Below are 26,360 nucleotides of genomic sequence, written 5' to 3' on the forward strand. Positions count from 1 at the left end.
TAAATTGTTAAATATGCTTGAATTGGATGTTTTATTTTTGAATTTTACGTCTCTTTTGCTTTAAAACAGATTTAAAACATATTTTTGACGTATGCTTTTACTTTTTTAGTTTAATTAGTGAAATAACAAGCTGCGTTTTTTTGCTAATTAAATTTTTTTGTATGTTTTCAGGACGCACTTTTATTGGTGAAACGTGTTTTCAAAATAAAAAGGCAACATTATTTAATTAATGTTGCCTTTTATGATGTTGAAATTGCTTAAAGCAATTTTTTTGTTATAAACTAGCGTAGTATTCTACAAATTTAGCTAGTGCAGAAGAGTAACCCCATTCGTTATCGTACCAAGATACCACTTTAACGAAGTTATCATTTAATGAAATACCAGCTTTAGCATCAAAAATCGAAGCGTGGTCATCGCCAATAAAGTCAGAAGAAACAACTTCGTCTTCAGTATAAGCCAATACACCTTTTAATTCACCTTCAGAAGCTGCTTTCATAGCGGCTTTAATTTGCTCGTAAGTAGCTGGTTTTTCTAAACGCGCAGTTAAATCTACTACTGAAACATCAGCAACAGGAACGCGGAAAGACATACCTGTTAATTTACCTTTTAACTCAGGTAATACCATGCCTACTGCTTTAGCAGCACCGGTAGAAGAAGGGATGATGTTAGAAAAACCACCACGTCCACCTCTCCAGTCTTTAGCAGAAGGACCATCAACTGTTTTTTGAGTTGCTGTTACCGCGTGGATCGTGCTCATTAAACCTTCAACAATACCAAAGTTATCGTTTAAAACTTTAGCAATTGGTGCTAAACAGTTTGTAGTACAAGATGCGTTAGAAACAATTGTTTGATCTGCAGTTAATTTATCGTGGTTAACACCCATTACATAAGTAGGGATGTCGCTATCTTTAGCTGGAGCTGAGAAAACTACTTTTTTGGCACCTGCAGCAATGTGTTTTTCAGCGTCAACGCGGGTTAAGAATAAACCTGTTGATTCGATCACGACTTCAACACCTACAGCATCCCATTTTAAATCAGCAGGATTTCTTTCTGCAGTTACGCGGATGGTTTTACCGTTAACAACTAAGTTACCGTCAACAACATCAATAGTACCATCAAATTTGCCATGTGTAGTATCATATTTTAACATGTATGCCATATAATCAGGCTCGATCAAATCGTTAATCGCTACAATATCCAATCCTCTTTTTAATGCGGCTCTGAAAACCAGTCTGCCAATACGGCCAAAGCCGTTTATTCCAATTTTGCTCATTGTTTGTTAATTAATGTAATGTTTTAATAAATTTTGTATTGGTTCTTTAATGATGCTTTTAATGTTCAGGTCATACTTGCTGGCCGCCAACCTTAACCGGTCTTCGAGTTCGGCAGCTACCTTGCCTACAATATGCAGTTCACTATCTTTATGTTTCAGCCATGTAGGTAAAATATATATTTCGAAATATTTTTCAAACCCCTCATCAATCAATTTACAGATATACTCATGTTTACTGTTATGGGTAATAAAATCGAAAAACGAAGTCAGAAATATATTGGCCTGCGGCTTATTATAAATACGTTCTAAGATCTGAGGACGATCCAGATTGTAGGTCAGTATAAATTTTGCTTCAATATCCTTTGGCATTTTCTTGCTTAAAAATTCTTTCAGGAGTATTTTTCCGAAATAATTTGATGAGCCTTCATCTCCCAGGATATAGCCTAAGCCAAAATTGTTATTCAGTGGTTTTTTTCCATCGAAATAGGCGCAATGTGCACCGCTGCCCAGCATACCAACAATACCCGGCTGATTATAACAGGCGGCTTTAGCTGCACCGAATAAATCATTTTCGACTACAATTTTGCTGTATCTGAAAAATGACGCCAGGGTTTTGGCCAGTACCTCTTTTCTATCTGATGATGATGCCCCGGCTGCGAAAAAATAGATTTTTTTGATATTTTCTGCATGGTTAACGAGGACGACCTTTTTATTTAGTATCTGTAAAATTGTTTTCGGATCAACAAAGCAGGGGTTTAAGCCTGTAGTATTGCAATGGGCTACTACCTGTCCATTTCGGGTTATTTTCCAAAATGCTGTTTTTGATCCGCTATAAACAACTGCTACCATATTATATTGAAAGTACCTCTGTCATTTCCATTAAATCGGGTTCGAGTTTAAAGGAATGAGCCGTTAACGCCTCTCTTATGCTGGTTAATTTTATCTCGTTTCCTTTTAAACCTACCATTTGCTCCGTTTCGCCTGCAATTAACGCATTTACTGCCGCAAAACCTAAACGACTGCCCAAAATTCTGTCGAAACTGCTGGGGCTTCCGCCTCTTTGAAGGTGGCCCAGAATCGTTACTTTGGTATCATAATGATCAAAGGTTTCTTTTACCTTTTTGGCAATATCGTAAGCACCGCCCTGTTTATGGCCTTCAGCTACGATGACAATGCTCGATGATTTTTTTGTTGCCGCACCTACAGCCAGTTTATCAATTAATTCATGAACACTGGTTTCTCTTTCCGGCAATAATACCGCTTCTGCACCACTTGCAATCGAACTTCTTAGGGCAATACAGCCAGAATCACGGCCCATTACTTCTATAAAAAACAAACGGTCGTGTGCATCGGCAGTATCCCTGATTTTGTCAATGGCTTCAATTACGGTATTAATAGCAGTATCATAACCTAACGTAAAGTCAGATCCTACTAAATCGTTATCAATTGTTCCCGGTATACCAATTACCTTAACCCCAAAAGTTTCTGAAAAACGTTTAGCTCCGGTAAATGTCCCGTCTCCACCAATAACCACCAGGCCATCAATGTCATTTTTCTTTAAATTGTTGTAGGCAATTTGCTGGCCTTCGTCTGTTTTAAATTCTAAACAGCGCGCAGTTTTTAAAATCGTACCACCCAGGTGTAAAATATTACTTACAGAACGGGCATCCATTGGTTTTATGTTGTCGGTTATTAAACCCTGGTAACCTTGCATTACCCCAAACATGTTAATGCCGTGGTAAATTCCGGTACGAACAACAGCTCTGATTGCTGCATTCATCCCAGGGGCATCGCCTCCAGAAGTTAGTACAGCTATATTTTTTATATTTGGCTTCATCTTTATAATACGAATATAGTGTGTATTTTTTACACTAAGTAATTTATTTTATTTTTTTTACTTAATATTGAAAGTTATACCTTTATCTGCTTAAAATAACTAATTTTTACTTTGGAACAAATTTTACCTCATTTAGATTCCGTATTCTCGATAGATTGCGTTTTGTTCGGATTTGATGGTAAGGAATTAAAAATCCTGCTAATCGAAAGGAATGAAGAACCGTTTAAAGATTGGTGGGCATTGCCCGGTAATATTGTTGGTCCTGATGAAAGTTTAGATCAATCAGCCTCCAGGATTTTGTATGAACTTACCGGTTTGCGTGGTATTTACATGGAGCAGTATTATGCTTTTGGTGATCCGAACAGGCACCCGCAAGGGCGGGTAATCACTTTGGCCTACTATGCCTTGATCCGTTTGGGCGGAGACAAGGAATTACGCCCGATCAGCACTTATGCCAAGCGGGCCAATTGGCTGCCGATTACCGATCTGCCTAAATTGGCTTTTGATCACCAGAAAATTTACGATAAAGGATTAGAAAAAATAAAACGGCGGATCAAACACCAACCTATTGCGTTTGAACTCTTGCCAGAGAAATTCACCCTAACACAATTGCAGCACGTTTACGAACTGGTGCTGGGTAAAAAACTTGATAAAAGGAATTTTAGAAAGAAAATTGTAAGCTTTGGTGTGCTCAAAGAACTTGATGAAAAACAAAAAGGAGTTTCCTATCGTGCAGCTACCCTATATCGTTTTGATAAGCGGAAATATGCAAAACTTTTTGGCAAGGAGATTTCGTTCTAGCGGGTTAGATTTGAGGGGTTAGATTTGAGGGGTTAGATTTGAGATGTTAGATTTGAGATGTTAGATTTGAGATGTGAGATTTGAGATGTGAGGTGGAAGGGTGCCAAAAGATAAAAACGAAAGCAGCATCGTCTGTTATGACCAAAAAAATCCCGGTTTGAATTTCAAACCGGGATTTTTTTGCTTGTATAATATGTTTTATAGGAATCTGGACTAAGGACTCCAGACTTAGGACTAAAGACTAAGCCTTAGGTGCCAACTCTAAATGGTAATGTACCAAGTCATCTATAGGCGAACGGATAATTTTGCCTACACCCATTTCGTAACGGTCGGCTACAATACTTAAAATATCGCGGAAACTATAACCTACAGAACCCACACAGTTTAATTTGTGATCTTTATAGTTTGGATAGTGGATAACCAAAGCTTCAAAAAATGCGGTAAATGCATAATCGATCGTGCTGAAAGCATAATCTTCATAGTTATCTTTAAAATCGTATAAAAATTTACTAAAGCTTGCGCAGAAACGGTTCGGCAACGGCTTATTGTAAATATTATCGAAAATATCTTCGTTGGTTAAGGCATAATTATCATAAAAAGCTTCACGTAATCCTTTTGGCATATAACCTTTCATGTAATCGCTTAAAATGCGTTTACCAATATAAGAACCACTACCCTCATCGCCAAGGAAATAACCCAGAGAATCGATGTTCATGGTAATTTCAGTTCCATCGTAAAGGCATGAATTTGTACCTGTGCCTAAAATAGCGGCAAATCCTGGTTCATTTCTAAGCAATGCTCTGCAGGAAGCAAGTAAATCATGGCCCACAAAGATATTTGCATTGGTGAAAATCTGTTGCATGGCATCGGATACTATCTTAACATTTGCAGGTGTAGAACAACCGGCACCGTAGTAATAAACCGCTGTCAATTTTTCTCTTTCCAAGTGGTCTGGAAGAGTCTCATTCAAAGACTTTACAATGTACTCTCCTTTTGAAAAATATGGATTGTAACCTTCGGTGTTAAAGTAAATTTTTCTGCCGGCCTCGTTAATCAAACACCAATTTGTTTTGGTAGATCCGCCGTCTGCAATTACTATCATTTTTATTTATTTTTGGTTTTAGCACGATAAAAGTATAAAAAGTCTTATATTTTGTATCCTTTTTTTTAATAAATTTTTAACAATTTGTTGTTGCTGAAAATTAAGTGTGTAAAAAATACACTATATAAGGCGTTTAATCGCCGAAAAACCTTAAGATTATACCAGAAAGGGCAGTGGTCTTTTTTTTAACGTCAACAATATTTTACAATAAGATAGCCAGATGAACAAGCGTTTTTTAGATTTTAGGAGTGATACGGTGACCAGGCCAACTGCCGGAATGTTGGATGCCATGATGAATGCAAAAGTAGGCGATGACGTTTTTGGTGAAGATGAAACGGTGCATGCTTTGGAGACGAAATTGGCCTCGATTTTTAATATGGAAGCCGGGCTTTTCTGCCCATCCGGAACGATGACCAACCAGATTGCCATCAAGTGTTTTACACAGCCGATGGATGAGGTCATTTGTGATCAGACTGCACATGTTTACCGCTATGAAATCGGAGGCATTGCTTTTCACTCTGGCGCATCGGTCAGGCTACTTTACGGTGAACGTGGAATTCTGACACCGGAGCTGATCGAGCCTGAAATTAATGAAGACAATATCCATTATCCTACATCCAGTTTGGTTGTTTTGGAAAATACAGTAAATAAAGGTGGCGGAAGTTGTTATACCTTATCGCAAATTGCACCCATTCATCACCTCTGTAACATAAAAGGATTAAAGCTACATTTGGATGGTGCCCGTGTTTTTAATGCACTCATGGCTACCGGCGATCAGGCCAGCGAATACGGTAAATATTTTGACGGGATTTCAGTTTGTTTATCTAAAGGACTCGGTGCACCAGTGGGTTCGGTATTGTTAGGTACTAAACAAATGATCCATAAAGCGCGAAAAATCAGGAAGGCTTTTGGTGGGGGCATGCGCCAGGCGGGTTTTCTAGCGGCAGCAGGTATTTATGCACTCGATCATCATGTAACACGGTTAAAAGAGGATCATGCCCATGCGCAGGCCTTGGCCAATGCACTGGCCTGCGCAAAATATGTAAAATCGGTAATGCCTGTTGAAACCAATATCGTTATTTTTGAAGTCGGAAAGGGATCGGCAGAGAAGGTTGTTCACCAATTAAAGGAAAAAGGGTTATATTGCAATACCACCAGCGACAGTACCATCCGTTTGGTTACTCACCTTGATCTGACTCCGGAAATGATTGATCAGGCAATTGAAATAATATTACATTTGTCTTAGATAGCGTCCTAAGTCGCAAGTATTCAGTCCTGAGTCAATATGTCTAATGAAATGCTAACCCAAATGTCCGAAAACTCCAAACTTCAAACCCCAATCTCCAAACTTCTAATCGCTAACCGTGGCGAAATCGCTTTGCGTATTATGCGTTCGGCAAAGGAAATGGGAGTTAAAACAGTAGCTGTTTATTCTGAAGCAGACCGGAATGCGCTGCATGTGCGTTATGCCGATGAGGCCGTATGTATTGGCCCTGCGCCCTCTAACCAGAGTTATTTGGTGGGGGAAAAGATTATAGACGCCTGTAAACTAACCGGCGCTGAGGCCATCCATCCGGGTTATGGGTTTTTATCAGAAAATGCCAGTTTTGCACAAATGGTTGCTGATGCCGGCCTTGTTCTGGTTGGTCCTTCGCCGCAGGCTATGGAAACCATGGGCAATAAATTAGCTGCAAAAGCCGCAGCATTAAAATATAATATCCCGATGGTTCCCGGAACGGAAGAGGCCGTTCAGGAGGTAGATGAGGCAAAGCAACGTGCCATAGAAGTTGGTTTTCCGATCTTAATCAAAGCAGCTGCAGGAGGCGGCGGTAAGGGAATGCGCATTGTGGAGCGGGCTGAAGATTTTGAAGAACAGATGCAGCTTGCCGTAAGCGAAGCTACTTCGGCATTTGGCGATGGCGCAGTTTTTATCGAACGTTATGTTACCTCTCCGAGGCACATTGAAATACAGGTTTTAGGCGATAGCCATGGTAATATTGTTCATTTATTTGAGCGGGAGTGTTCTGTGCAGCGCCGACACCAGAAGGTAGTAGAAGAAGCCCCCTCATCTGTGTTAACTGAAGAAATCAGGCAAAAAATGGGGCAATGTGCGGTAGATGTTGCCCGTTCTGTAAATTATACCGGAGCGGGTACAGTCGAATTTATTCTTGATGAAAACCTCGACTTCTTTTTCCTCGAAATGAATACCCGCTTGCAGGTAGAACATCCGGTAACGGAGCTGATTACAGGCATAGATCTGGTAAAAGAGCAGATCAAAATTGCTTCAGGAGAAAAAATGAGTTTTAGTCAGGATGACTTAAAAATCAGCGGACATGCCATCGAACTGAGGGTTTATGCTGAAGATCCGGCCAATAATTTCCTTCCTGATATCGGAACTTTGCAAACTTATAATACACCCAAAGGGAACGGGGTAAGGGTAGATGATGGCTTTGAGCAGGGAATGGAAATCCCTATTTATTATGATCCGATGATTGCCAAACTGGTTACTTACGGCAAAGATAGAGGAGAAGCAATGGAGCGGATGATTAGGGCTATTGAAGAATATGATATTACCGGGATAGAGACTACTTTGGGTTTTGGTAAATTTGTAATGCAACACGAGGCTTTCAGAACAGGTAATTTTGACACACACTTTGTAGGTAAATACTTTAAAGCAGAAAGTTTAAAAAAACAGGATGAAACAGAAGCACTGATTGCCGCTGTAATCGCTGCAAAACTGTTTGCTGAAAAAGAAGTGGGGTTAGGAGGTACAGCAGTTAAAAATAGCTCCGATTGGAGAAAAAATAGATTAAAATATTAAATAGACGAATCGTCATTGCGAGAAGGCTTTTTCAGCCGACGAAGCAATCTTACACCTCTAGCTGGTAGCGAACGCATTAAGATTGCTTCGTACCTCGCAATGACGACCTTTGTTATTGTAATATGTCAACGGCAGTGAAGTGTAATGCAGTGGAGAAATTTATCCAGGTAGATCTCTCTCCCGAACGTTCGGGACTGCGCTCCAGTCGAGATGACGAACAGTTGCGCGGGAATAACGGACTTTAAATAAATAACAAAATGTTCACAGGAATTATAGAAACACTTGGCGAGGTTACTGCCATTAAAAACGATCATACCAATATCCACTTTACCATATCATCGGCAATTAGCCATGAACTGAAAATTGACCAGAGCGTAGCCCATAACGGGGTATGTTTAACCGTTGTGGCTTTACATGATGGAACGCATACGGTTACCGCAATTGATGAAACCCTTAACAAAACCAATTTAGGTGGTTTGAAAGTGGGTAGTAAAGTGAACCTTGAGCGTTGTATGCAGATGAATGCCCGCTTAGATGGCCATATTGTGCAGGGCCACGTAGACCAGACTGCGGTTTGTGTGAAACGCGAAGAACTTGATGGCAGCTGGGAGTACCGTTTTAAATATGATGCCGGCGCCGGAAATGTAACTGTAGAAAAAGGTTCAGCATGTGTAAACGGGATCAGCTTAACTGTTGTAAATTCAGCTGATAACGAATTTTCAGTATTTATCATCCCTTATACTTTCGAACATACCAATTTACAGGAAGTTTATGTAGGCGATACGGTAAATTTGGAGTTTGATATTATCGGCAAGTATGTGGCCAGGTTGATGAATCGGTAAGCTGTTTATTTTCAGTTTTTAAAATTCGTTCTGTCAATTTATTGACGTTGTGCCGGCGTTTATTTTCATAACAGTGCAGGATGGTTAGTTTAAAAATATTGCTGATTATCGCATTGTTAAGATTGAAAATTAACGCTAACCAATATGAACAAAAACTTATTTGTACCCTTTGCCAGTCTTATCTTGTTGTTTTTATTTACAACGGATACCTTCAGTCAGAAAGTTTCGGTAAAAGATTTAACGGTAGAGCATTTAATAAATCCTTTAAGTGTTGATCATCCAAAACCCAGATTCAGCTGGAAAATAATTTCGGACATCAAAAATACCAAACAGCGTAATTATGAAATCAGGCTGGGCACAACGGCCACTATTGGTAAAGTTTTATGGAAAGCAGGGGTAAGCAGTGACCAGTCTGTGCTGGTTGCCTATGACGGCCCAAAACTGTCATCGAAAACCAGATATTACTGGCAGGTTAGGGTAAAAGATAATCACGGAAGCACATCCGCATGGTCGCCGGTACAATATTTTCAAACCGGTTTAAAACCTGAAGATTGGCAGGCGAAATGGATCTCTGTAGCCGGAAAAGATACTTCGTTAGCGAGCCCATTGTTCAGAAAAGAAATTAACCTTAAAAAACGGGTAAAATCTGCATTGGTTTACATTACCGCCAAAGGCTTATATGAGGCGAGTATTAACGGCAATCGGGTTGGTAATGCGTATTTTGCCCCAGGCTGGACCAGTTATAAAGATCATATTCAATATCAGGTTTATGATGTTAAACAATCGCTGAAGACAGGTGGCAATGTAATTGGTGTTTCGCTGGGCGATGGCTGGTACAAAGGGCGTATCGGATTTAATCATCAGAAGCAATTTTATGGCGACACCAGGGCTTTGTTAATGCAGCTGGAAGTAGAATTTGCTGATGGGAGCAAAGAAACCATCGTAACAGATAATACCTGGAAAACAAGTTACGGACCCATTTTAGCCGCTAATATTTATGACGGTGAAACTTATGACGCCCGTTTGGAACGCCAAGGCTGGAATAATACAGGTTTTAAAGAAGACCTGAACTGGGAGCCGGTACAGGAATTAGCCTTTGGCCCTGAAAAACTGGTTGGAATGAGCGGACCACAGGTAACCAAACATGAAGAATTTAAAGCCTTAAAAATATTTAAAACACCCAAAGGTGAAACTGTTGTTGATTTTGGTCAGAATTTAGTAGGCTGGGTAATGCTGAAAGCGAAAGGCCCGGCGGGGACAAAAATCTCCATCAGCCATGCTGAAGTATTAACCAAAGAAGGGAATTTTTATACAACTAACCTGAGAACAGCAAGGCAACAGCATAATTATATCTTAAAGGGCGGAACTGAGCAGACATTCGAACCGCATTTTTCCTTTCAGGGCTTTAGGTATGTTAAAGTAGATGGATACCCTGGCGAACTGAGATTAGACGACCTTACTGCGGTAGCGGTGTATTCAGACATGAAAACCACTGGAAAATTCAGCACATCCAGTCCTTTGCTAAACCAGTTGCAGCACAACATTACCTGGGGGCAGAAAGGGAATTTTGTTGATTTGCCAACAGATTGTCCGCAGAGAGACGAACGTTTAGGCTGGACCGGCGATGCCCAGGCGTTTGCTTTAACTGCCGCATATAATATGGATGTATCGGGCTTTTTTACCAAATGGCTAAAAGATGTTGCTGCAGATCAGCTCCCCAATGGTAGTGTACCTTTTGTGATACCAAATGTATTGACACAGAATGATGCCGGTTCTGCCGGATGGGCTGATGTAGCCACCATTGTTCCATGGGATATGTATGTATCATATGGCGACAAAGGAATACTGGAAACACAGTACAACAGCATGAAAAAATGGGTAGATTATATTTCTTCAGTAGCAAAAAATAACCTCTGGAATACGGGCTTCCACTTTGGTGATTGGTTATTTTACCGGCCTAATGATGATAACGATGGTCGTGCAGCAGTGACTGATAAGTATATGATAGCCCAAACATTTTACGCACATTCAACCCAGTTGCTGATTAATGCTGCAAAGGTATTAGGTAGAACGGAAGATGTAGTGAAGTACCAGGCACTTTTAGATCAGGTTAAAGCGGCTTACCTCAAAGAAAATATGACACCAAGCGGCAAATTGGTTTCTGCTACGCAAACAGCATATGTTTTAGCGTTGCAATTCGATATGCTGCCCGAAAACTTACGCGCACAGGCTGCGCAAAGATTGGTGGATAATGTAAAAGATTACGGCAACCACCTCACCACGGGTTTTTTAGGTACCCCATACCTGTGCCATGTACTGAGCCGTTTTGGGCATGAAGACGTAGCTTATGACTTATTATTGCAGGAAAGTTATCCTTCCTGGTTATATCCGGTTAAAATGGGAGCTACCACCATCTGGGAACGTTGGGATGGTATTAAACCGGATGGCTCATTTCAAACCGCAGATATGAACTCTTTTAACCATTATGCTTATGGCGCCATTGGCGATTGGATGTATAAAAACATAGCAGGCATCAACCCGGTTGTTACAAGGCCTGGCTATAAAGATATTTTGATTGCGCCCAGACCTGGAGGTAAGTTAACCAGTGCTTCAGCAGCGCTGGAAACGGTGTATGGAACGATAAAATCTTCCTGGACTTTAACTAATGGAAACTTTAAGCTGGACGTAACAGTTCCCGCCAATGCCTCCGCAACCGTTGTACTGCCTGGTGCCCTAAAAAGAGAAGAGATCGGCTCCGGGACTTACCATTTTGAAAGTAAATATTAATCGCTAATATTGCAGCTTTGTAAGGAGACATCGTGAATATTTTTTTACAGGAAGTCGTCATTCCCAACTTGAGTGGGAATCCTAATGCATTTGCTTTAAGATTCCGCCTGCGCGGGAATGACGATTTAGGTTAACGATGATAAGGCCTTTATCAGATGCTAAAAAAATAAATGTACAGTAAAGAGGAATCAGCGAAATTACGTCAACAGTTTTGGATCAGTTTTGGGCAATACATGAAGCCTGTGCCATCAGCGAGCGGTTCGACAGTAAACTGGACCAACTATAAAACCGGTGTGAAGAACATTTTCTTTAAGATGGATGTTGATGGCAAAAAAGCCTTCATCAGCATTCAGCTTTCTCATCCTGATCCCGATATCAGGCATCTTATTTTCGAACAGTTTGAAGAATTTAAACGTTTATTTACCAACACATTGAACGAGGAATGGGAATGGATTAAAGACGCAACCGATGATTTCGGTAAAACGGTATCTAAGATTTCCATCAGCATCGCTGGGGTGAGCATCTTTAATCAACAACATTGGCCAACCTTAATTTCCTTTTTTAAACCACGAATAATCGCCCTGGACGAATTTTGGGATAACGTAAAACCTGTGTTCGAAGATCTGGTTTAATTGGTCAGTTTGAGTTGTTCAATCCTGCTTTTTGAAAATTTAATCTCTTCTTTATCATCCGTTGGACTGGGCTTGCTTTTTATATAAAGATTATAGTAGTTGAGTGCATTTTTGCCTTGTTTTAAACTGGTGTCATAGAATACGGCCAGGCGATAATACAATGTGGGAGTTGCTTTAAATTGCAACCCTTTTTTATAAGCCGCGCCTGCCAGCGCAAATTGTTTATTTTCTTCATAAACCAATCCTAATAAGGCATAATAACTGGAGGTATTGGGCGAGATGGCCGCATCGATGGTTTTCTGGGAATAAAGTGCTGACTGGTGATAATCTTTTAAAGCCCGGTAACTTAATGATGTGTAGTATAAGGTAGCTTCGTTCTCCATCTTTATCTCTTCCAGCTGTTTAAAAAGCGTTATCGCTTTTTGATACTTTTTGGTATAGTAATAGGCTTTTGCGGTGTCCTTTATTACTCCTGCATCTGCATTATCTTTCAATAATTTCTCACCTGATGCAATCACTTCACCATATTTTTTCAGCTGGTTGGCAATAGGCAGTTTTGCTCTTTGAAGTACCAGGTTATCACTATCACCGTTAATGGCAATATTGAGCACCTGATAAGCTTTTTCGTATTGCTGATAGCTGGTATGCATTTCAGCAAGGTCAGCGGCAACATCGCCTTCCAGTGGATTAATAAAGTTAGCTTTTAAAAGGTAGTTGAGTTTGAGCGAGTCATCTTGCGGAGAATTGTAAAGATTGGCCAATAGTTTATATACATTGAAATTACTGCTGTCTATCTTTACAATTTCGCCATAATACAGTTTGGCTTTTTCGGTATTGCCTCTTTTAGTATTAATGTTACCAAGACTAAAAAGAATGGATAGGTTCTGCGGCTGTACGGTATTGGCCTTGCTATAAAATTTTTCTGCTTCTGCATTATTACCAGCCATTAAAAAACAATAACCCATTTGGCTTAGGATTTTAAAATCATTTACTTCATCTCCATAAGTATTTTTCAGGTACTGCGCTGCATCTGCATAGCGTTGGTTTTGATAAAGGTCGAAGAGCTTCTCCTTATCTACCGTTTTTGCATCCTGTGCATAACTTGTTAAAGCTAAAATGAATAAGACCAATAGCGTAAATGGGTTTTTCATGACTGATGATTTTTAACTAAATTATTAGTTATTTTTGTTAGTTCCAAATCGGCGAGTAAAAAATCGAGAAATAAAACAAAAACTATACAAAGGGGTTTATAAGGAATAGTTTAACTAAAATAAGAACCTATGAATACTTTAAAGAAGTTTGAATTAATGGAGAAGATCGTGCGTGAATTGGAAGATTTGCAAAATTCTAAGCAGGCACTTATTCAGAAAATTGCGAAGATTGAAGTAGATAATATTGAATTGGGCGATAGCCGTCTGGAAAAAGATTTGCCGGAAATTCATCAAAACTTAGCTGATAACTTAGAAACTATTTCGGGAATTTTAGATTATTTTGCAGGTAAAACCCAAAACTTTGGTGATAAAAATAATATTGATTCTTTAAAAGAACAGGAAGCCATTAACAATGCCACCAGCTAAATTTAATTGTATATGAAATTTTTATCATTAACTGTTGCCTTTTTACTGGTTGGCTTATTTGCCAGCGCACAGGTACTGCCATCGTTCCAGCTGGGTGTTAAAGCTGGTGCAAATTTTTCGAAATTTGATAGTGAAAACACTTTTAACAGCAACAACCGTACTGGTTTTTATGGCGGCCTTTGGGCCAGGGTAGGTGCTGCAGGCGTTTATTTTCAACCTGAGCTTTACCTGTCAGGAAAAAAAGCCGATTTGGTAAGTGATGCAACAGGAGAGGTAAACAAAGTGCGCTTTACCAGCTTAGATGTGCCGTTATTGGTAGGTACAAAGTTTGGTGCAGCTGGTGTAGGACTTCGTTTAAACACGGGGCCCATGTTCTCGCTGATATTAGATGAAAACCAAAGCTTTGGTCAGGCGGCAGGAAATGTTTTCCGTGCCGACTTTAAAAATCAGGCCCTGGCCTGGCAATTTGGAGCAGGTTTAGATCTTAAAAAGCTGAGTTTTGATGCCCGTTACGAGTTGGGACTGTCTAAAATTAATAAGGCTGGTTATCCAGGTACTAAACTGAATTTATTTACAATCGGTTTAGGTTATAGAATTTTATAAAAAATCAATCTAAAAAAATGGAAGGTGTTTATTTCTAATAAACACCTTTTTTATGCCTGATACTTTTTTCTTCGATCCCCAATAGAAGCCCATATCAGTTTCCTGGAATAATTTGCTTTTTTTAAAATAGTTGTTTATATTTGTATCGTAAGCGATATAATCGTTTGCGATTAAAATCAAAAAGATAATATGAAAAAGTTATATGAAACAAGCGCTACGGTAACTGGCGGACGTAATGGAAAAATAACAAGTGAAAACGGAGTTCTGGAACTTGAAGTGAGAATGCCAAAAGAGCTGGGTGGTAATGGCGGGGAATATACCAATCCGGAACAGCTTTTTGCTGCGGGTTATGCCGCTTGCTTTGATAGTGCATTAAACTTAGTGATGCATCAGGAAAAAGTTAAGCCTGAACAACCATCTTCAGTTAAAGCAAGTGTTTCGCTACATCCTGATGAAAAAGGTGGCTTCAAATTAGGCGTTTCGTTGCAAGTGCAGATTCCGGGAATAGAAACTACACAGGCTCAACAATTGGTAGAGAAAGCACATAAAATATGTCCGTACTCTAATGCAACGCGTGGTAATATTGATGTTAAACTGGAAGTGATTTAATTATTGACTCCAGCATGGAACAAGTGTTAGGTGGAGTGTCATTCCAACTACAGTGTTCCAAAGCAAATTTTTTAACCTGAGCTCGATTAATAATCTGTTCTGAAGATGTTTATGGGCGTTTTTATTTTCTGGTCGTCACCCTGAATTTATTTCAGGGTCTATCTCGTATAAAAGATGCTGAAATAAATTCAGCATGACGATATCGTCATTATAAACATTTAAAAATAGACTATTTATATTAAGCAAATAATCGAACTCAGGTTTTTAGGATGAGAGAAAATGATTTACTTAGCTGAAGATTTTATTATTAAAGAAAATAAGTGATGGATATAGATGAGTTTTTAAAACTGGAGAATCAGTTGTGTTTTCCGCTTTATGCTGCCTCGAGGTTAGTAACCAAATGTTACCAGCCTGTGCTGGATACCTTAGGTATAACCTATCCGCAATACCTGGTTTTAATGGTATTGTGGGAAAATGACGCTGTTAACTTAAGCTTGCTTTCAGAAAAATTAATGCTGCAATCAAATACCTTAACCCCGTTGCTTAAGCGGATGCAGGAAACTGGTCTTGTAGCGCGTGTCAGATCTTTAAAGGATGAGAGAAGCATCGTTATATCGCTCACAGAAAAGGGAATAGCGTTGAAAGAAAAAGCACCAGCTTTACGCGCTCAACTTGGAGAGCAGTTGGGGATTAGCTTAGAAGAAAGTATTCAACTCAAAAGCCTGCTTGATAAACTGATTCAAAATCTGGTTGTATAATGGTATTTAATGTTCCTTTTTCAATCCAACCTCGGTCAGCTCATAGGCGAAAGACCCGTTTTTTGGTACAATAGGGGTGGCGCGTCCAACACTTAATGCTTTTATAAATGAAGCCCCAAAATAGAATATCAGGGAAGAGTAGAATACAAAAAGCATAATAACAATAATCGATCCCGCCGACCCGTAAATATTACTGATGTTGCTTAGCGGCAATAAAATCCTTAAGATATACTTTCCGGCGGTGAACAGGCATCCGGTTAACAAGCCTCCTGAGATAGCCGCCCGCCAGGTAGGTCTACCATTGGTTAAATACCTGAAAAGGATGGTAAACCAGGTAGTTACGATAATTACAAAAACCAATTGATTAATAATTGAGGTTAAAATTAATCCAAAAGATGGCGCTCCATTTTTAAGAAAAGCACCTATGTAGGCCTGCACACTATCAGCCAACAGGCCTATAAAAAATAATATTCCGGCCAACAAAATAATGGTAACGGATATGGCTCTCGATTTAAGGGTATTAATAATTCCCTTTTTATCTTTCTGACCAATGTTCCAGATTTGTTCCAGGGAGTTTTTGATCACATTAAATAATGTGGTGGCTACAAAAAGAAAAAATATAAAACTAAACAAGGTAACATACCAGGCCTGATCAATCCCCCGGATATTTTTTAGGGTGTTTCGGATCTGTAATATGCTTTCATTGTCCAGGATATTCGCCAAACGTTCAAAAAGGTGTGTAGCCAGTAACCTCCTATCGGTAAACATGCCGAAAAGCCTGATCAGGATGATCAATATTGGGGGTAAAGCGAAATTGGTAAAAAATGCAGTCGCGCCGGCCAATCGCAAGGGATCATTCTGCTGAAATAAATTAAATGCTTTTCTTATGGTAGAGAAAAAAAACTTCAGATCTAGTATCATCAATGGCATTGCTCCTGCGTTAAACTCAAAAGGCCGAAAATAGTAAAAATACTTTATTCAGCCTTTTTATCATTGTAAAGATTCTAGTTGGTTTTGGTGAAAACCGTTAGCGTTTTATCACCATTTAACAACTGTAGCTTATCATCAGTTATTTTGGCGTTATTCACCTGGTTAAGGGCATGTAAGTAAGCACGTTCAGCAGCGTCAGTTTCCTGGCAGAACATTTTTGTGCTAAAAACATTTTTAACGTTTATTTTATGATCAGTAATTTCGCCTTGTCCGCCATAACTGTTGCAAAATGATTTTCCGCTAAATTTAAGGCTGTCTGCAAAGTTGAGTGTTGCTTTTGCGTTTGAAGGCAAAGTTAATCCTGGCAGCGAGATTAATTCCCATTTGGTATTGGTGAATTTTGCCGGATCTAATTTTTCTTTGCAAGAACTAAGTAATAAGATCAAAATGCCGCAGTAAATAAGGTTTTTCATAACAAAAAGTTTATATCATTTACTTTTTATCATCAAAAACTAAACCAATAAAAGATAAAATCATCTTTTAATCAAGCCAGGCTGATTTTCAATTTTCATCCAGACGTGTTTTGTACCATCATAATCGAAAACAGATACGCGCTTTAAACCAACTTTTTCGAGCACATAGATAGATCCCAGGTTATTAATGTCTGCAATACCAATAATCTCATTCAATTTTAGTTCAGTAAATCCATAGTCTATCACGGCCATTGCTGTTTCTGTGGCATATCCCTTTCCCCAAAACCGTTTGCTGAACCGATAGCCCAGATCGTAATAATTGATATGGTTGTTTGTAGTTTCTGTAATCAGTTTTAAGCCTGACCACCCTAGAAAATTGCCCGATGTTTTTTCGATAACAGCCCATCTCCCAATACCATTTTCTACATATTGTTTTCTGATAAACTCAATTTCTGCTATACTTTGCTCAATTGACGTTACGGGTTTATTACCGAGATACCGGTGAACGTCAGGGTCGCTGTTCAATTCAAACATACCTTCAGCATCGGCAGGCATGAGTTCGCGTAAAATTAAACGTTCGGTTTCGGCAAAAATCTTCATACTGTAGATCTCAATTGATCAAAATTAACATAAAGTATTTAAGTTTAATATGATAAGATTTAATATGGAAGAGGGATGATGGAATAGATCTGCGTTAATTTGCTAAATCGGCGTGGTATATGTGTGTGATGGTCCCGCGGATGTAAAACGAAGAGGGCAGAAGGTAACGCTCGTCTAAACCGCCTGGGTTTTCACCGTGTTGATTGGCTTTTTTCTCAGTATTAATGCGGCCACCAGTGAAGTCAGCACCCCGACAGGCAATATTTCCATATAGGTAAAGAGTACAACCATAACCGGATTTTTATACATTTCCTGATTAAAAGCCAATTCTTTGCTCAATTTTGCTAATTCTAATGCCGATGCACCATTAGTTTTGGCTTCCCTTAATGCTTGAGCAACATATTTAGCCATAAAATCAGGCATAAATAAATAATAATCAACAAGCCAAACAACAACGTATATAGTTGAGGCTATTAAACTGATCAGCGCACCTATTTTAAAGGCTTTGCCGAAAGTAATCAACCCGTCGTTGCACTTATCCCGGTAGTTTTTGATTCCAACAAAAATAAAAGAGAAAGCCAACAACATCGAAGCATAACCGATGAGCATGCTGTGCTCCAGGTTAGGGTCGTTATAACATCTCATCATCGAGAGTACCATTAACACCGATACAATTACGCCTGCAACTAATCCGAATACCATTACATTTTTTTTCATGTTTCAATTATTATGGGTTTATGCCACAAAATTGGCCCAAATAGTTGTTCCCGCCTTCATACTTTAGGGTGATTTTCAAATCAACATAATTTTTCATGCCAAAGTATTAACGGGATTGTGGGATAAGGCCGAGTTTTTTAGCTATTTCTATAGCCTGGGTTCTGCGTTTTACTTCTAGTTTTCCAAAAAGCCTGGCATTATGTGCTTTAATGGTATTCAATGAAACAAAAAGGCGCTCTGCTATTTCCTGATTGCTCAATCCCTCCGACATCAATTGTAAAACTTCCAGTTCTCTTTTGCTGATATTTAGCCTGATTATTTCTTTTTCATTAATGACAAATGTTTCCGGTTTTTCAGACAAGACTTCTTTTTCGATCAGAATGGTTTTAGGTTTTGTTAATTTTAACGCCAGCCAAATGCCTAAGCCTGTAAAAATAACTGCAATAGCGCCTGCATAGATTTCAAAGGCATGATTGATCACGATAAACCTAAGCTCCAACCATTTTAATAAACAGAGCATTATAGCCAAAAATAACCCATATAGTATGACACTTTTATTTTTGGTTAGAAAATTTGTTGAGCCGCGCATTGGTTAATAATCGTTTATCTAAAGTAGGAAATTTAGTTTTAACTAGGCAGGTGAAAGTGTGTTAGATTAAAGAGGGGGATGGAAGAGGTGATCAGGATAATGTATTAATCTGCAGTGTTTTTACGAAATTGGTGGGATACTGCCAGCCATTTGCTCCTCAGATCATGTTGTTTTTTGATCCTAACGCCATTTCCTGGTTAGCGGCTGGAAGGTCTGACAACAATTACAATACCGAGCCAGTAGTTGAACCAGGTAATTTTCTGGTGATTTTGTAATAGAAAGCAATAAAGGTTTTAAATTAGCGCAAAATATAAATAGTTAAACCATGAAAATTACGCTTTATGCACTCTTATTATCCGTTGTTTTATTCGGCTGCGGAGGAAATTCTGAAAAAATCTTTAAAGCACGCGCATTTGCGGCAAGTGATGATTTTAATGTATTCCCGAAATCAAAAACAGACATATTAACCATCGTAAAAACTGACTCCGGAAAACTAGCCACTGACGATCGTTTCAGCATCAAATCTAAAGATACAGCTATCATTGTAGATGATGCGCCAAACGCTGAAGTAAAGAAATTTAAGGTTGCATCTTTTATCAATACGCAAAGAACAGCGGTATTGGTTCAGAGTGATAATGGAAAGGATAAAATGAATCCTTTTTATGTCATTTATGTAAATGGCGGAAAAACAGAGGTGGTGAGCCTGGACAAGCCATCAAAAGGTGCTGAAGATAAAAAATATACTAAAGGCCTGGAAGAATTAACCAGAAGCAATTGGTTGGTGAACAACGATTTTTTTATCACCACCATTAATTCAAGGGTTTACCCGATCAAGCGTCAAAAAGAGGATGAGCGAATCCAGGGTAAATTCTTTATGTACTCGAGCGATAAAACAACGTTGGTGTTTTTAACCGCTAATTCTCTGTACCAGGTAAATACAGCAACTGGAGAAACTTTTAATCTGCCTTTGCCAGCAGCGTTGACAAACCAACCTGAAACCCTTGTTGGCAATATCCAGAGCGATTATACCTGGGTGAAAAATGCTAACGGAACATCGTTTTTAAAGAAAAATGCCGATGATGACCGTATTGTAGATATTAGTGAGTTTAAACGTTAAGATTTTATAGATTATTAACAATTATTATAAATGTACTTTTAACTCCAATCGAAAAATTGTTATTGGGGCCTTTTGAACAATTTTTCCGCTGGAATAAAAACCTTTTATTATACACTTGCTATTGATCAATCTATAATAAAAATAGTCATTGCGAGGAGGAACGACGAAGCAATCTCTATCATAGAGATTGCTTCTCTTATTATATATCAATCTTTTTGCTGTAAGTTTTTGTTTTTTACAGGCTAATTGTCATGCTGATCAGATAGCTGTCAGATTCATTTTACAAGCAGTGCTTCCGTTTTCAATTGCCTCATAGCTACTACCTGGTCAACATATTTTCTATATAACGTTGCCCTGAAATAAATTCAGGGCGACATTCAGAAAATAAAAAGTAAAAAAAATCTCAAGATCAGATGATTAATTCAAGTGAGGTTGTATTCCTAAACCACCATTGTTCTAAAAGTGAGGTTTATCCTCGGCTTATATACCTTCTTGCTTGTCGGTAATCTGTGTAGCCATTTCGTCTGCGTTTCATCCTTCATCACCAGTAAACTTCCGTTTTCTAAAAACAGGGTTACCTTTTCGTTAGTGGTTTTGTGTTTAAATAGAAATCTTCGCTCTGCACCAAAACTTAGTGATGCAATGGCAGAATCTTTTGCCAAGGCCTTTTCGTCATCACTATGGTAAGCCATGCCTTCATCGCCGTTATGGTATAAATTCAGTAAGCATGAGTTAAATGTTGTGCCAGCTTGTTCTTCTGAAATCTTTTTCAATTGCAGTAATTCCTTTGTCCATGGTAAGGCGGTTTTCGATTTATTTGAGTAGGTGTAAGAATACGCCTCATCTCCGTACCAGGCTACTTTCCGTTTGGTAACGATGTGTTTGCCCATAATAAAGGCTTCGTCGTTTTTCCACTCAATCGTTTTCATCAGCACATCAAAATAATGATCCGCTTCTGATTGCTGGAATAATTTGCCGTAATAATTTACTGTTCCGTCATGCGGGAGCAGGTTTTGGCTACGATCTGGTGTGCTGTTGAATAAATCCATTGTTTATAAGCTGTTTTTAGGCAATGTCCGCAGGGGCGATAGCCGTGCTGAAATGCTTCTTCTTTAGAACGAAAAAAAACACGGTTTTCTTTTTTTATTCGCTTTCCGGAACTGCATTTAAGCAGTCCGTAAATTTTCAATCGGGCATTTCCACCGAAGCAGATTTCTCTGTTTTTGAATTTTTTTTTAAATTCTTCAGTTGAAATATTGATGTGTTTAATCATACCGTTTGGTTATTGGTTTTAGCGGCTTCCCAACCAATCATGGCTGTTTTTCGGTTCACTCCCCAATGATAGCCGCCCAATGCACCGCTTGATTGTATTACCCGGTGGCAGGGAATGAGAAAAGCCACCGGATTATCGCCAATGGCAGTGCCCACCGCTCTTGATGCCTTTGGGTTTTCCAGTTGTTTCGCAATCTTACCATAAGTTGCTAATTTGCCCATTGGGATTTTTAATAAAGCTTCCCAAACTTTTAACTGGAAGTCGGATCCTTTTAAATGCAATTTAATCTTTTGTAATTTGCTCCAGTCGTGACCAAAAATAGCTAAAGCATTTTGCTGTTCCTTGTCCATTATCTGTTGATACTGAGCAGACGGAAATTGGCGTTGCAAATTCATCAAAGCCATGTTTTCATCGTCATAAAAGGCAATATGGCAAATTCCTTTTGAAGTACTGGCTACAATAATGTTCCCAAATGGACTTTCTGCAAAGCTGTAATTGATGATAAGGTTTTCGCCCCCGTTCTTATATTCGCCTGGTGTCATTCCTTCAATGTTTACAAAAAGATCGTGTAGCCTGCTGGTTCCCGACAAGCCGGTTGCTAATGCGGTATCGAATAAACTTTCGTTTTCTTTCAACATTTCTTTAGCGTAACCAATGCTGATATATTGCAGAAAACGTTTTGGGGTAGTGCCTGCCCACTCGCTAAATAATCTTTGGAAATGAAAAGGGCTTAAGTTTACTTTTTCTGCAATTTCTTCTAAACCGGGCTGTGTTTTGAAATTCGTTTTGATATAACTGATGGCTTCAGCTATGCGGTTAAAATTGATTTTTTCCTGTACTTTCATGGTCTTGAATAATTCACATCCAAAGTAGTTGTTAAAGAAAAGGCAAACTACCCGAAACTTGCTAAGTTTAACCAGATCTGATAACTTGTTTATTTTATTTCGTCACCAATTAGTTTCCCTGCTTTTGCAAGGTCGGTACTTCCATTGATATCGATCTGAAGGAAATAAGTCACTTGCCACTTTTGGGTTTTCGCGGCCTGTTTATTTGCTGCTACATCCCAGGGTGCATAAACCCTGATCCCCCTTTTACCTGCTATTCCGTTTGCAGTGATTATTTTATGGTGTGCCAAAATTGCTTTTGGAAAAATAAATTGTCCGGATCGTTCAGCATCATTAACAGATATGATCAATAGATCAAATTCATCCTGATCAGTATAGGGAGTCGTAATTCCAGCTTCATTCCTCTTCCATAAGCTTACAAATCGACCCGTTTTGGTTGGGGTGACTTTAGCAGTCCGGTGTTTGATTTTCAGGGTGTTTAATTTAAAAGTACAGGCGTCGTATTCCCGACTTTCATCCTCGATCTGCAAGTTATACATTTGATAACCCATCGGACTGTAAACTAAATCCAATGCAGTTTGTAATACAGATAAAATACGACCAGTGAGATTTTTTAACAGCATATTGGACTTATCAACCGGGAAAGAATTTATTGTTCGTCAATAATAGATTGCCCTTTCGATTGATCTCCTGATGTCCATTGCCAGGTTTCATGAAGTCTGATTTTGCCATTGGCCAATAGTTCAGGTTTTGAGCTACAGGTTCCAGTCATTAATTCGCCTTCCTGGTTTATTTGGTGATAGCGCATTTCGATGTTTCCTTCATGGTCTACCAAGCCAAGCAAATGGCCATAAACAATTTTTCCACCCTCGTATTCGGCGGTCAGGATATTTTCCCTTTGTTTATATTTGAAGATGGTTTCATTTGATGTTTCGCTATTTTCTGTAGTGTTTACAGGTTTAAAAAGCTTGTCATTATAATTGATCATAAGTCGATAAAACTAATCATCTCCGGTCGAATAAAAAAATACATATGCTTTCACCCGCCGCGCTAATTCTTGGTGAAAATTAAGATTTCAAACAGACTTAACCCAGGCTTTCTTCTCTTTTTACCAGGAGGTAGCTATCTTCATTTAGGGCTAAATAACCATATTCATAACAGAAGGTATAGGTATTGCCATTTTGGGTTTCGTAACTGGAGGTATGGAATTCAAACTTAAAGCCAGCCGAAACCAGCTTTTTACCGGAAACCTTTGTTTTACCGTTTGGATTTAGCGTAGCGAGAATAGCACGATTCTTTTTGAGTATATTATTTACCCGTTTAATCACGAGGTTATCCTCAGTATTTAAGCGATTGTTGTAATTGCTGCGGCAAGAATCATCGCAATATTTTTTGTCGGCCCTGCCTCTTATCGGGCTTCCGCAGTCTAAGCATAAACGTTCCATAATAATTGCTTTTTTTATTATGGGATGATGACCTAATTTATAAAATAAAATAGTGAATAAAAAATAAATAGCTTTAATGATGCTTAAAAGTACATTATCCGTTTATAAACGTTTATAAACGGCTATAAATGTTTACCATCCGACTAATTTTTGACGCTGTTTGCAATTTTGTCCTGTCGGTTGTCGAGGTGATGACTGTTCGTTAAACATTTAGAAACTTAAATTTAAAAATTATGGAAAGTGCAGTTAACAAAGTGGTATTAAGCGGATTTGCAGGAGCAGATGCAGAGGTTAAAAATTTTGGAAGTCAAAAATTAGCTAAGGTTAATCTGGCAATAAACGAAAACTACAGAAATTCATCCGGAGAGGAAGTAAAAAGAGTACAATGGTTTAATTTAATTTTTTGGAATGCGAAAGCCGAACTTGCTGAAGCGCAGGTTAAAAAGGGGACGGCTTTAACCATTGAAGGTAGATTGCAAACCAATAGTTATGATGGGGCAGACGGAAAGAAACGCTATGCAATCGAAATCGTTGTTGGCGATGTCGTGATTAAGGAAAAAGAAAAGAAAGAAATGTTTTAGTTTATAGTAAAATCGCATCATATAGACAGATCATTTATATGATGCGATTTAGCAATTACAATTTGACAGCAAGGCCTGTATAAAAATTAATGCCTGGGGCTGTGTTAAAATACCTTCCGTTTGCCGCGTTTAAATCGTTGCCTAAACTGTATTGTACGTTCAGCAGGTTATTTACTCCTGCAAAAAGTCCTAAACGGATTTTGTTTATCTTTAAATTTCTGACACCAAATTTGCCTTCAACCAAATGATATCTGTTCGCAAAGACGGTATTGGCATCATTCAAAGGGATTGAAGAGGTATAATTATGTTGCACAAAAAGGTAAATTGCTTTTGGAAAGTCAAATTCTAAACTATTGATTAAGACGTTTTCTGGAACTCCTGTAAGTTTATTGCCATCAAAAACATTCATACCACTTGTAAAATTTTCGAATCTAAAATGGTTATAAGTGTAATTGGCTCTCCATTGTAAGCCGGTTAAAAATGATGGGTTATTTCTGATTATCCAAATGGCAGTTTCCAGTTCAAATCCTTGTTGCCTGGTTCCGCCGGCATTGGTAAAGTATTCCGTGTCGTTTTGATTTAACCTTCTGACAATAGCATCTTTCAAATGATAAGTGAATAGGTTAGCACTGGCGTAAAAGCGGTTGTTTTTGGCTTTATAACGTAAACCCAATTCATAGTTCCAGCCAAGCTCGGCCTGCAGGTCATTATTGATATTATTATCTGACGCCCTTACTTCCGCAATAGTTGGTGGCGAATAGCCCTTACTGACCGAAGCCCTGGCTGAAAAATCATAAGTGATCAGATAAGATACTGCTGCCTTTGGCATAAACTGGGCATTGAATTTTCTTTGCTTAGCGGCCACAACATTGGGAAAATAACTCTCGTAATGGTATCTGTAAAAGTTTAAACTCGACGCAAGTTCGATCAGAAGTTTGTTATTAATATCGAAATTTAACCTCAGATAAGCAAAATCCTGTCCTGCCTTTAACCGATCAGAAGCTTGTAGAGCAGCAGCTTCTCCGCCATTATTATTAAAGTTTTTGATCTGGCTTTTAGTGCCTGAACTTTCTAACCCGATCTGTGCATTAAGCCTTATGTTTTCTTTAACCTGTGCATAATCCAGAAATGTCCTTAAACCGAGTGTACTTTCATAGCGTTTTTCGTAATTGGTAATAAAAGGATTTTTAAAGTCGGTATAAGAAGTAAATAAAGCAATTACATGTTTCAAGCGCTTGCTGATCTGATAGGCGTTGGATATTCCCCCAAAAATGGTTTTGTTGTAGATAGCAGCTTGCTGAGAAAGGGCGCCAGGTAAAGTAGCGGTTGCCGGACGTGCCAGTCTAGGATTTTGATCTAACTGCGAAGCCGTTAATCCTCCTGGTGTCTGGTAGGTTAAATCGCTATAAAAAGCAAAAGCCTTTAAACTCCCCGCATTGCTATAATCCCATTGCTGCAAGGTTTGAAAATATTTTCTATCCATTGCACTGTTTTGCCGATAGCCATCACTTCGCTGATAGCCTTCATTAACACTAAAGCTGTATTTTTTATACTGCTGCCTGATTGATGCATTTTGATGGAAGAGGCCATAAGAACCACCAGTGGCCGACACATTTATCTCATTGTTATTGATGGTAAAAGGGTTAATTAAAATGGCGCCACCGGTATTTGCTCCAAAGATATTGGCTTCCGGACCCTTATAAATTTCCATTGTACCTATTGCGGAAGCATCTAGTGCATTCAAGTAAGTATTTCCTCCTGCATCAGTTAATGGAAAATCATCAATATAAATTTTTACATTTCTTATGCCGAAAGGGGAGCGAAGTAAACTGCCCCGAAGTGACAGGCGATAGCTCCCCGGTGAGCGTTCCTCCATGCGTACTCCTGGTACGGTGTTTAACATACTCACTAATGAGCTGTTCGGTTGATTTTTTATCAAACTGCTATCTATCAGGTTTACAGCTGATACTGATCTGAGTAAAGTTTGGTGGTTATAATAGCCTTTTACGGTAACTTCTTCGAGTTTTTTGATCGAATCGGGTTTGATGTGCTGCGCTAAGGCAGTAGAAAAGAATAGGGTAAACAGTAGGGTAAAGTTCGATTTCAAATTGGGAAAAGTTAGTGTTAAGCCACAGATTAGCGAATAAA

Annotated in this window: 29 protein-coding genes; 12 read left to right on the forward strand and 17 right to left on the reverse strand. The window is 38.8% G+C overall.

Annotation, left to right across the window (positions count from 1 at the left end; translation table 11 throughout):
- Positions 1–274: 274 nt before the first annotated feature.
- The 3 genes from gap to pfkA are packed head-to-tail and all read right to left on the reverse strand — an operon-like array spanning position 275 to position 3,110.
- Positions 275–1,273, reverse strand: a complete 999-nt coding sequence (gene gap, locus ACFE6N_RS14120; protein ID WP_090982552.1) for a type I glyceraldehyde-3-phosphate dehydrogenase — start codon at positions 1,271–1,273, stop codon at positions 275–277.
- 6 nt (positions 1,274–1,279) lie between these two features.
- Entirely contained in the window at positions 1,280–2,122 is an 843-nt protein-coding gene (locus ACFE6N_RS14125) for a hypothetical protein (RefSeq protein WP_378937457.1), read from the reverse strand.
- A 1-nt stretch (position 2,123) separates the two neighbouring features.
- On the reverse strand, positions 2,124–3,110 hold the full coding sequence (pfkA, locus tag ACFE6N_RS14130) for a 6-phosphofructokinase (RefSeq protein ID WP_090982556.1): 987 nt from the start codon (positions 3,108–3,110) through the stop codon (positions 2,124–2,126).
- A 111-nt stretch (positions 3,111–3,221) separates the two neighbouring features.
- On the opposite strand from pfkA, the gene ACFE6N_RS14135 reads away from it, so the two are divergent.
- Positions 3,222–3,911, forward strand: coding sequence for an NrtR DNA-binding winged helix domain-containing protein (locus ACFE6N_RS14135; RefSeq protein ID WP_090982558.1), 690 nt, complete (start codon positions 3,222–3,224; stop codon positions 3,909–3,911).
- Between the two features lie 241 nt (positions 3,912–4,152).
- On the opposite strand, the gene ACFE6N_RS14140 is transcribed toward ACFE6N_RS14135, so the two are convergent.
- On the reverse strand, positions 4,153–5,013 hold the full coding sequence (locus ACFE6N_RS14140; RefSeq protein ID WP_378937460.1) for a BadF/BadG/BcrA/BcrD ATPase family protein: 861 nt from the start codon (positions 5,011–5,013) through the stop codon (positions 4,153–4,155).
- A 220-nt stretch (positions 5,014–5,233) separates the two neighbouring features.
- Between ACFE6N_RS14140 and ACFE6N_RS14145 the strand changes: the two genes are divergently transcribed.
- The 5 genes from ACFE6N_RS14145 (at position 5,234) to ACFE6N_RS14165 (ending at position 12,095) form a co-directional block, all read left to right on the forward strand.
- Positions 5,234–6,259 carry a threonine aldolase family protein gene (locus tag ACFE6N_RS14145; RefSeq protein ID WP_378937462.1) on the forward strand — a complete coding sequence of 342 codons (1,026 nt, stop codon included), beginning with the start codon at positions 5,234–5,236 and terminating at the stop codon, positions 6,257–6,259.
- A gap of 63 nt (positions 6,260–6,322) precedes the next feature.
- The gene (accC, locus tag ACFE6N_RS14150; protein ID WP_378937464.1) at positions 6,323–7,834 is read left to right on the forward strand and encodes an acetyl-CoA carboxylase biotin carboxylase subunit; all 1,512 of its coding nucleotides are present in this window, start codon (positions 6,323–6,325) and stop codon (positions 7,832–7,834) included.
- A 257-nt stretch (positions 7,835–8,091) separates the two neighbouring features.
- On the forward strand, positions 8,092–8,676 hold the full coding sequence (locus ACFE6N_RS14155) for a riboflavin synthase (protein ID WP_378937466.1): 585 nt from the start codon (positions 8,092–8,094) through the stop codon (positions 8,674–8,676).
- Positions 8,677–8,820: 144 nt separating this feature from the next.
- Positions 8,821–11,463, forward strand: coding sequence for a family 78 glycoside hydrolase catalytic domain (locus tag ACFE6N_RS14160; RefSeq protein WP_378937468.1), 2,643 nt, complete (start codon positions 8,821–8,823; stop codon positions 11,461–11,463).
- Positions 11,464–11,633: 170 nt separating this feature from the next.
- The gene (locus tag ACFE6N_RS14165; RefSeq protein WP_378937470.1) at positions 11,634–12,095 is read left to right on the forward strand and encodes a DUF4268 domain-containing protein; all 462 of its coding nucleotides are present in this window, start codon (positions 11,634–11,636) and stop codon (positions 12,093–12,095) included.
- Here ACFE6N_RS14165 and ACFE6N_RS14170 read toward each other — a convergent pair.
- Positions 12,092–13,246 carry a tetratricopeptide repeat protein gene (locus tag ACFE6N_RS14170; RefSeq protein WP_378937472.1) on the reverse strand — a complete coding sequence of 385 codons (1,155 nt, stop codon included), beginning with the start codon at positions 13,244–13,246 and terminating at the stop codon, positions 12,092–12,094. The genes ACFE6N_RS14165 and ACFE6N_RS14170 overlap by 4 nt on opposite strands.
- A gap of 129 nt (positions 13,247–13,375) precedes the next feature.
- On the opposite strand from ACFE6N_RS14170, the gene ACFE6N_RS14175 reads away from it, so the two are divergent.
- The 4 genes from ACFE6N_RS14175 to ACFE6N_RS14190 all read left to right on the forward strand — a co-directional run bounded on the left by ACFE6N_RS14175 (position 13,376) and on the right by ACFE6N_RS14190 (position 15,642).
- A complete protein-coding gene (locus ACFE6N_RS14175; RefSeq protein ID WP_293741823.1) occupies positions 13,376–13,672 on the forward strand; it encodes a hypothetical protein in 297 nt (98 codons plus the stop codon).
- Between the two features lie 12 nt (positions 13,673–13,684).
- The gene (locus ACFE6N_RS14180) at positions 13,685–14,275 is read left to right on the forward strand and encodes a porin family protein (protein WP_145856328.1); all 591 of its coding nucleotides are present in this window, start codon (positions 13,685–13,687) and stop codon (positions 14,273–14,275) included.
- Between the two features lie 189 nt (positions 14,276–14,464).
- Complete coding sequence (locus ACFE6N_RS14185) at positions 14,465–14,884, forward strand: organic hydroperoxide resistance protein (RefSeq protein WP_378937475.1); 420 nt, start codon at positions 14,465–14,467, stop codon at positions 14,882–14,884.
- Positions 14,885–15,207: 323 nt separating this feature from the next.
- Positions 15,208–15,642 (forward strand): MarR family winged helix-turn-helix transcriptional regulator, encoded by a 435-nt coding sequence (locus ACFE6N_RS14190; protein ID WP_378937645.1) that lies wholly within the window; start codon positions 15,208–15,210, stop codon positions 15,640–15,642.
- A 6-nt stretch (positions 15,643–15,648) separates the two neighbouring features.
- Here the strand turns inward: ACFE6N_RS14190 and ACFE6N_RS14195 are convergent, their stop codons facing one another.
- The 5 genes from ACFE6N_RS14195 to ACFE6N_RS14215 all read right to left on the reverse strand — a co-directional run bounded on the left by ACFE6N_RS14195 (position 15,649) and on the right by ACFE6N_RS14215 (position 18,882).
- The gene (locus ACFE6N_RS14195; RefSeq protein WP_090982579.1) at positions 15,649–16,572 is read right to left on the reverse strand and encodes a YihY/virulence factor BrkB family protein; all 924 of its coding nucleotides are present in this window, start codon (positions 16,570–16,572) and stop codon (positions 15,649–15,651) included.
- 74 nt (positions 16,573–16,646) lie between these two features.
- Complete coding sequence (locus tag ACFE6N_RS14200) at positions 16,647–17,045, reverse strand: META domain-containing protein (protein WP_378937477.1); 399 nt, start codon at positions 17,043–17,045, stop codon at positions 16,647–16,649.
- A 60-nt stretch (positions 17,046–17,105) separates the two neighbouring features.
- Complete coding sequence (locus tag ACFE6N_RS14205; protein WP_378937479.1) at positions 17,106–17,645, reverse strand: GNAT family N-acetyltransferase; 540 nt, start codon at positions 17,643–17,645, stop codon at positions 17,106–17,108.
- Positions 17,646–17,819: 174 nt separating this feature from the next.
- On the reverse strand, positions 17,820–18,362 hold the full coding sequence (locus ACFE6N_RS14210) for a DUF4199 domain-containing protein (protein WP_378937481.1): 543 nt from the start codon (positions 18,360–18,362) through the stop codon (positions 17,820–17,822).
- A gap of 106 nt (positions 18,363–18,468) precedes the next feature.
- Positions 18,469–18,882, reverse strand: a complete 414-nt coding sequence (locus ACFE6N_RS14215) for a response regulator transcription factor (RefSeq protein ID WP_378937483.1) — start codon at positions 18,880–18,882, stop codon at positions 18,469–18,471.
- Between the two features lie 394 nt (positions 18,883–19,276).
- Between ACFE6N_RS14215 and ACFE6N_RS14220 the strand changes: the two genes are divergently transcribed.
- Positions 19,277–20,068, forward strand: a complete 792-nt coding sequence (locus ACFE6N_RS14220; RefSeq protein WP_378937485.1) for a hypothetical protein — start codon at positions 19,277–19,279, stop codon at positions 20,066–20,068.
- Between the two features lie 440 nt (positions 20,069–20,508).
- Here the strand turns inward: ACFE6N_RS14220 and ACFE6N_RS14225 are convergent, their stop codons facing one another.
- The 6 genes from ACFE6N_RS14225 to ACFE6N_RS14250 form a co-directional block, all read right to left on the reverse strand.
- Entirely contained in the window at positions 20,509–21,117 is a 609-nt protein-coding gene (locus tag ACFE6N_RS14225; RefSeq protein WP_378937487.1) for an alpha-ketoglutarate-dependent dioxygenase AlkB family protein, read from the reverse strand.
- Positions 21,054–21,341 carry an Ada metal-binding domain-containing protein gene (locus tag ACFE6N_RS14230; RefSeq protein WP_378937489.1) on the reverse strand — a complete coding sequence of 96 codons (288 nt, stop codon included), beginning with the start codon at positions 21,339–21,341 and terminating at the stop codon, positions 21,054–21,056. The genes ACFE6N_RS14225 and ACFE6N_RS14230 overlap by 64 nt, the downstream gene beginning before the upstream one ends.
- Positions 21,338–22,186, reverse strand: coding sequence for a bifunctional helix-turn-helix domain-containing protein/methylated-DNA--[protein]-cysteine S-methyltransferase (locus ACFE6N_RS14235; RefSeq protein WP_378937491.1), 849 nt, complete (start codon positions 22,184–22,186; stop codon positions 21,338–21,340). Before ACFE6N_RS14235 ends, ACFE6N_RS14230 begins: the two co-directional genes overlap by 4 nt.
- 89 nt (positions 22,187–22,275) lie before the next feature.
- Positions 22,276–22,809, reverse strand: coding sequence for a MepB family protein (locus ACFE6N_RS14240; RefSeq protein WP_378937493.1), 534 nt, complete (start codon positions 22,807–22,809; stop codon positions 22,276–22,278).
- 26 nt (positions 22,810–22,835) lie between these two features.
- Positions 22,836–23,174, reverse strand: a complete 339-nt coding sequence (locus tag ACFE6N_RS14245; protein WP_378937495.1) for a n-acetylglutamate synthase — start codon at positions 23,172–23,174, stop codon at positions 22,836–22,838.
- A gap of 97 nt (positions 23,175–23,271) precedes the next feature.
- Positions 23,272–23,631 (reverse strand): hypothetical protein, encoded by a 360-nt coding sequence (locus ACFE6N_RS14250; protein ID WP_090982604.1) that lies wholly within the window; start codon positions 23,629–23,631, stop codon positions 23,272–23,274.
- A gap of 233 nt (positions 23,632–23,864) precedes the next feature.
- Between ACFE6N_RS14250 and ACFE6N_RS14255 the strand changes: the two genes are divergently transcribed.
- A complete protein-coding gene (locus ACFE6N_RS14255; protein WP_090982605.1) occupies positions 23,865–24,212 on the forward strand; it encodes a single-stranded DNA-binding protein in 348 nt (115 codons plus the stop codon).
- A gap of 55 nt (positions 24,213–24,267) precedes the next feature.
- Here ACFE6N_RS14255 and ACFE6N_RS14260 read toward each other — a convergent pair whose 3' ends face one another.
- Positions 24,268–26,319: a TonB-dependent receptor gene (locus ACFE6N_RS14260; protein WP_378937497.1), complete on the reverse strand. Its 2,052-nt coding sequence runs from the start codon at positions 26,317–26,319 to the stop codon at positions 24,268–24,270.
- Between the last annotated feature and the right edge of the window lie 41 nt (positions 26,320–26,360).

Origin of the sequence: Pedobacter sp. BG31 (assembly GCF_042464845.1) — a bacterium.
GTDB classification, from domain to species: domain Bacteria; phylum Bacteroidota; class Bacteroidia; order Sphingobacteriales; family Sphingobacteriaceae; genus Pedobacter; species Pedobacter suwonensis.

Coding starts and splice junctions, on each gene's coding strand:
- gap (WP_090982552.1), bottom strand. CDS start 1,273: ATGAGCAAAATTGGAATAAACGGCTTTGGCCGTATTGGCAGACTGGTT.
- ACFE6N_RS14125 (WP_378937457.1), bottom strand. CDS start 2,122: ATGGTAGCAGTTGTTTATAGCGGATCAAAAACAGCATTTTGGAAAATA.
- pfkA (WP_090982556.1), bottom strand. CDS start 3,110: ATGAAGCCAAATATAAAAAATATAGCTGTACTAACTTCTGGAGGCGAT.
- ACFE6N_RS14140 (WP_378937460.1), bottom strand. CDS start 5,013: ATGATAGTAATTGCAGACGGCGGATCTACCAAAACAAATTGGTGTTTG.
- ACFE6N_RS14145 (WP_378937462.1), top strand. CDS start 5,234: ATGAACAAGCGTTTTTTAGATTTTAGGAGTGATACGGTGACCAGGCCA.
- accC (WP_378937464.1), top strand. CDS start 6,323: ATGTCCGAAAACTCCAAACTTCAAACCCCAATCTCCAAACTTCTAATC.
- ACFE6N_RS14155 (WP_378937466.1), top strand. CDS start 8,092: ATGTTCACAGGAATTATAGAAACACTTGGCGAGGTTACTGCCATTAAA.
- ACFE6N_RS14160 (WP_378937468.1), top strand. CDS start 8,821: ATGAACAAAAACTTATTTGTACCCTTTGCCAGTCTTATCTTGTTGTTT.
- ACFE6N_RS14165 (WP_378937470.1), top strand. CDS start 11,634: ATGTACAGTAAAGAGGAATCAGCGAAATTACGTCAACAGTTTTGGATC.
- ACFE6N_RS14170 (WP_378937472.1), bottom strand. CDS start 13,246: ATGAAAAACCCATTTACGCTATTGGTCTTATTCATTTTAGCTTTAACA.
- ACFE6N_RS14175 (WP_293741823.1), top strand. CDS start 13,376: ATGAATACTTTAAAGAAGTTTGAATTAATGGAGAAGATCGTGCGTGAA.
- ACFE6N_RS14180 (WP_145856328.1), top strand. CDS start 13,685: ATGAAATTTTTATCATTAACTGTTGCCTTTTTACTGGTTGGCTTATTT.
- ACFE6N_RS14185 (WP_378937475.1), top strand. CDS start 14,465: ATGAAAAAGTTATATGAAACAAGCGCTACGGTAACTGGCGGACGTAAT.
- ACFE6N_RS14190 (WP_378937645.1), top strand. CDS start 15,208: ATGGATATAGATGAGTTTTTAAAACTGGAGAATCAGTTGTGTTTTCCG.
- ACFE6N_RS14195 (WP_090982579.1), bottom strand. CDS start 16,572: ATGCCATTGATGATACTAGATCTGAAGTTTTTTTTCTCTACCATAAGA.
- ACFE6N_RS14200 (WP_378937477.1), bottom strand. CDS start 17,045: ATGAAAAACCTTATTTACTGCGGCATTTTGATCTTATTACTTAGTTCT.
- ACFE6N_RS14205 (WP_378937479.1), bottom strand. CDS start 17,645: ATGAAGATTTTTGCCGAAACCGAACGTTTAATTTTACGCGAACTCATG.
- ACFE6N_RS14210 (WP_378937481.1), bottom strand. CDS start 18,362: ATGAAAAAAAATGTAATGGTATTCGGATTAGTTGCAGGCGTAATTGTA.
- ACFE6N_RS14215 (WP_378937483.1), bottom strand. CDS start 18,882: ATGCTCTGTTTATTAAAATGGTTGGAGCTTAGGTTTATCGTGATCAAT.
- ACFE6N_RS14220 (WP_378937485.1), top strand. CDS start 19,277: ATGAAAATTACGCTTTATGCACTCTTATTATCCGTTGTTTTATTCGGC.
- ACFE6N_RS14225 (WP_378937487.1), bottom strand. CDS start 21,117: ATGGATTTATTCAACAGCACACCAGATCGTAGCCAAAACCTGCTCCCG.
- ACFE6N_RS14230 (WP_378937489.1), bottom strand. CDS start 21,341: ATGATTAAACACATCAATATTTCAACTGAAGAATTTAAAAAAAAATTC.
- ACFE6N_RS14235 (WP_378937491.1), bottom strand. CDS start 22,186: ATGAAAGTACAGGAAAAAATCAATTTTAACCGCATAGCTGAAGCCATC.
- ACFE6N_RS14240 (WP_378937493.1), bottom strand. CDS start 22,809: ATGCTGTTAAAAAATCTCACTGGTCGTATTTTATCTGTATTACAAACT.
- ACFE6N_RS14245 (WP_378937495.1), bottom strand. CDS start 23,174: ATGATCAATTATAATGACAAGCTTTTTAAACCTGTAAACACTACAGAA.
- ACFE6N_RS14250 (WP_090982604.1), bottom strand. CDS start 23,631: ATGGAACGTTTATGCTTAGACTGCGGAAGCCCGATAAGAGGCAGGGCC.
- ACFE6N_RS14255 (WP_090982605.1), top strand. CDS start 23,865: ATGGAAAGTGCAGTTAACAAAGTGGTATTAAGCGGATTTGCAGGAGCA.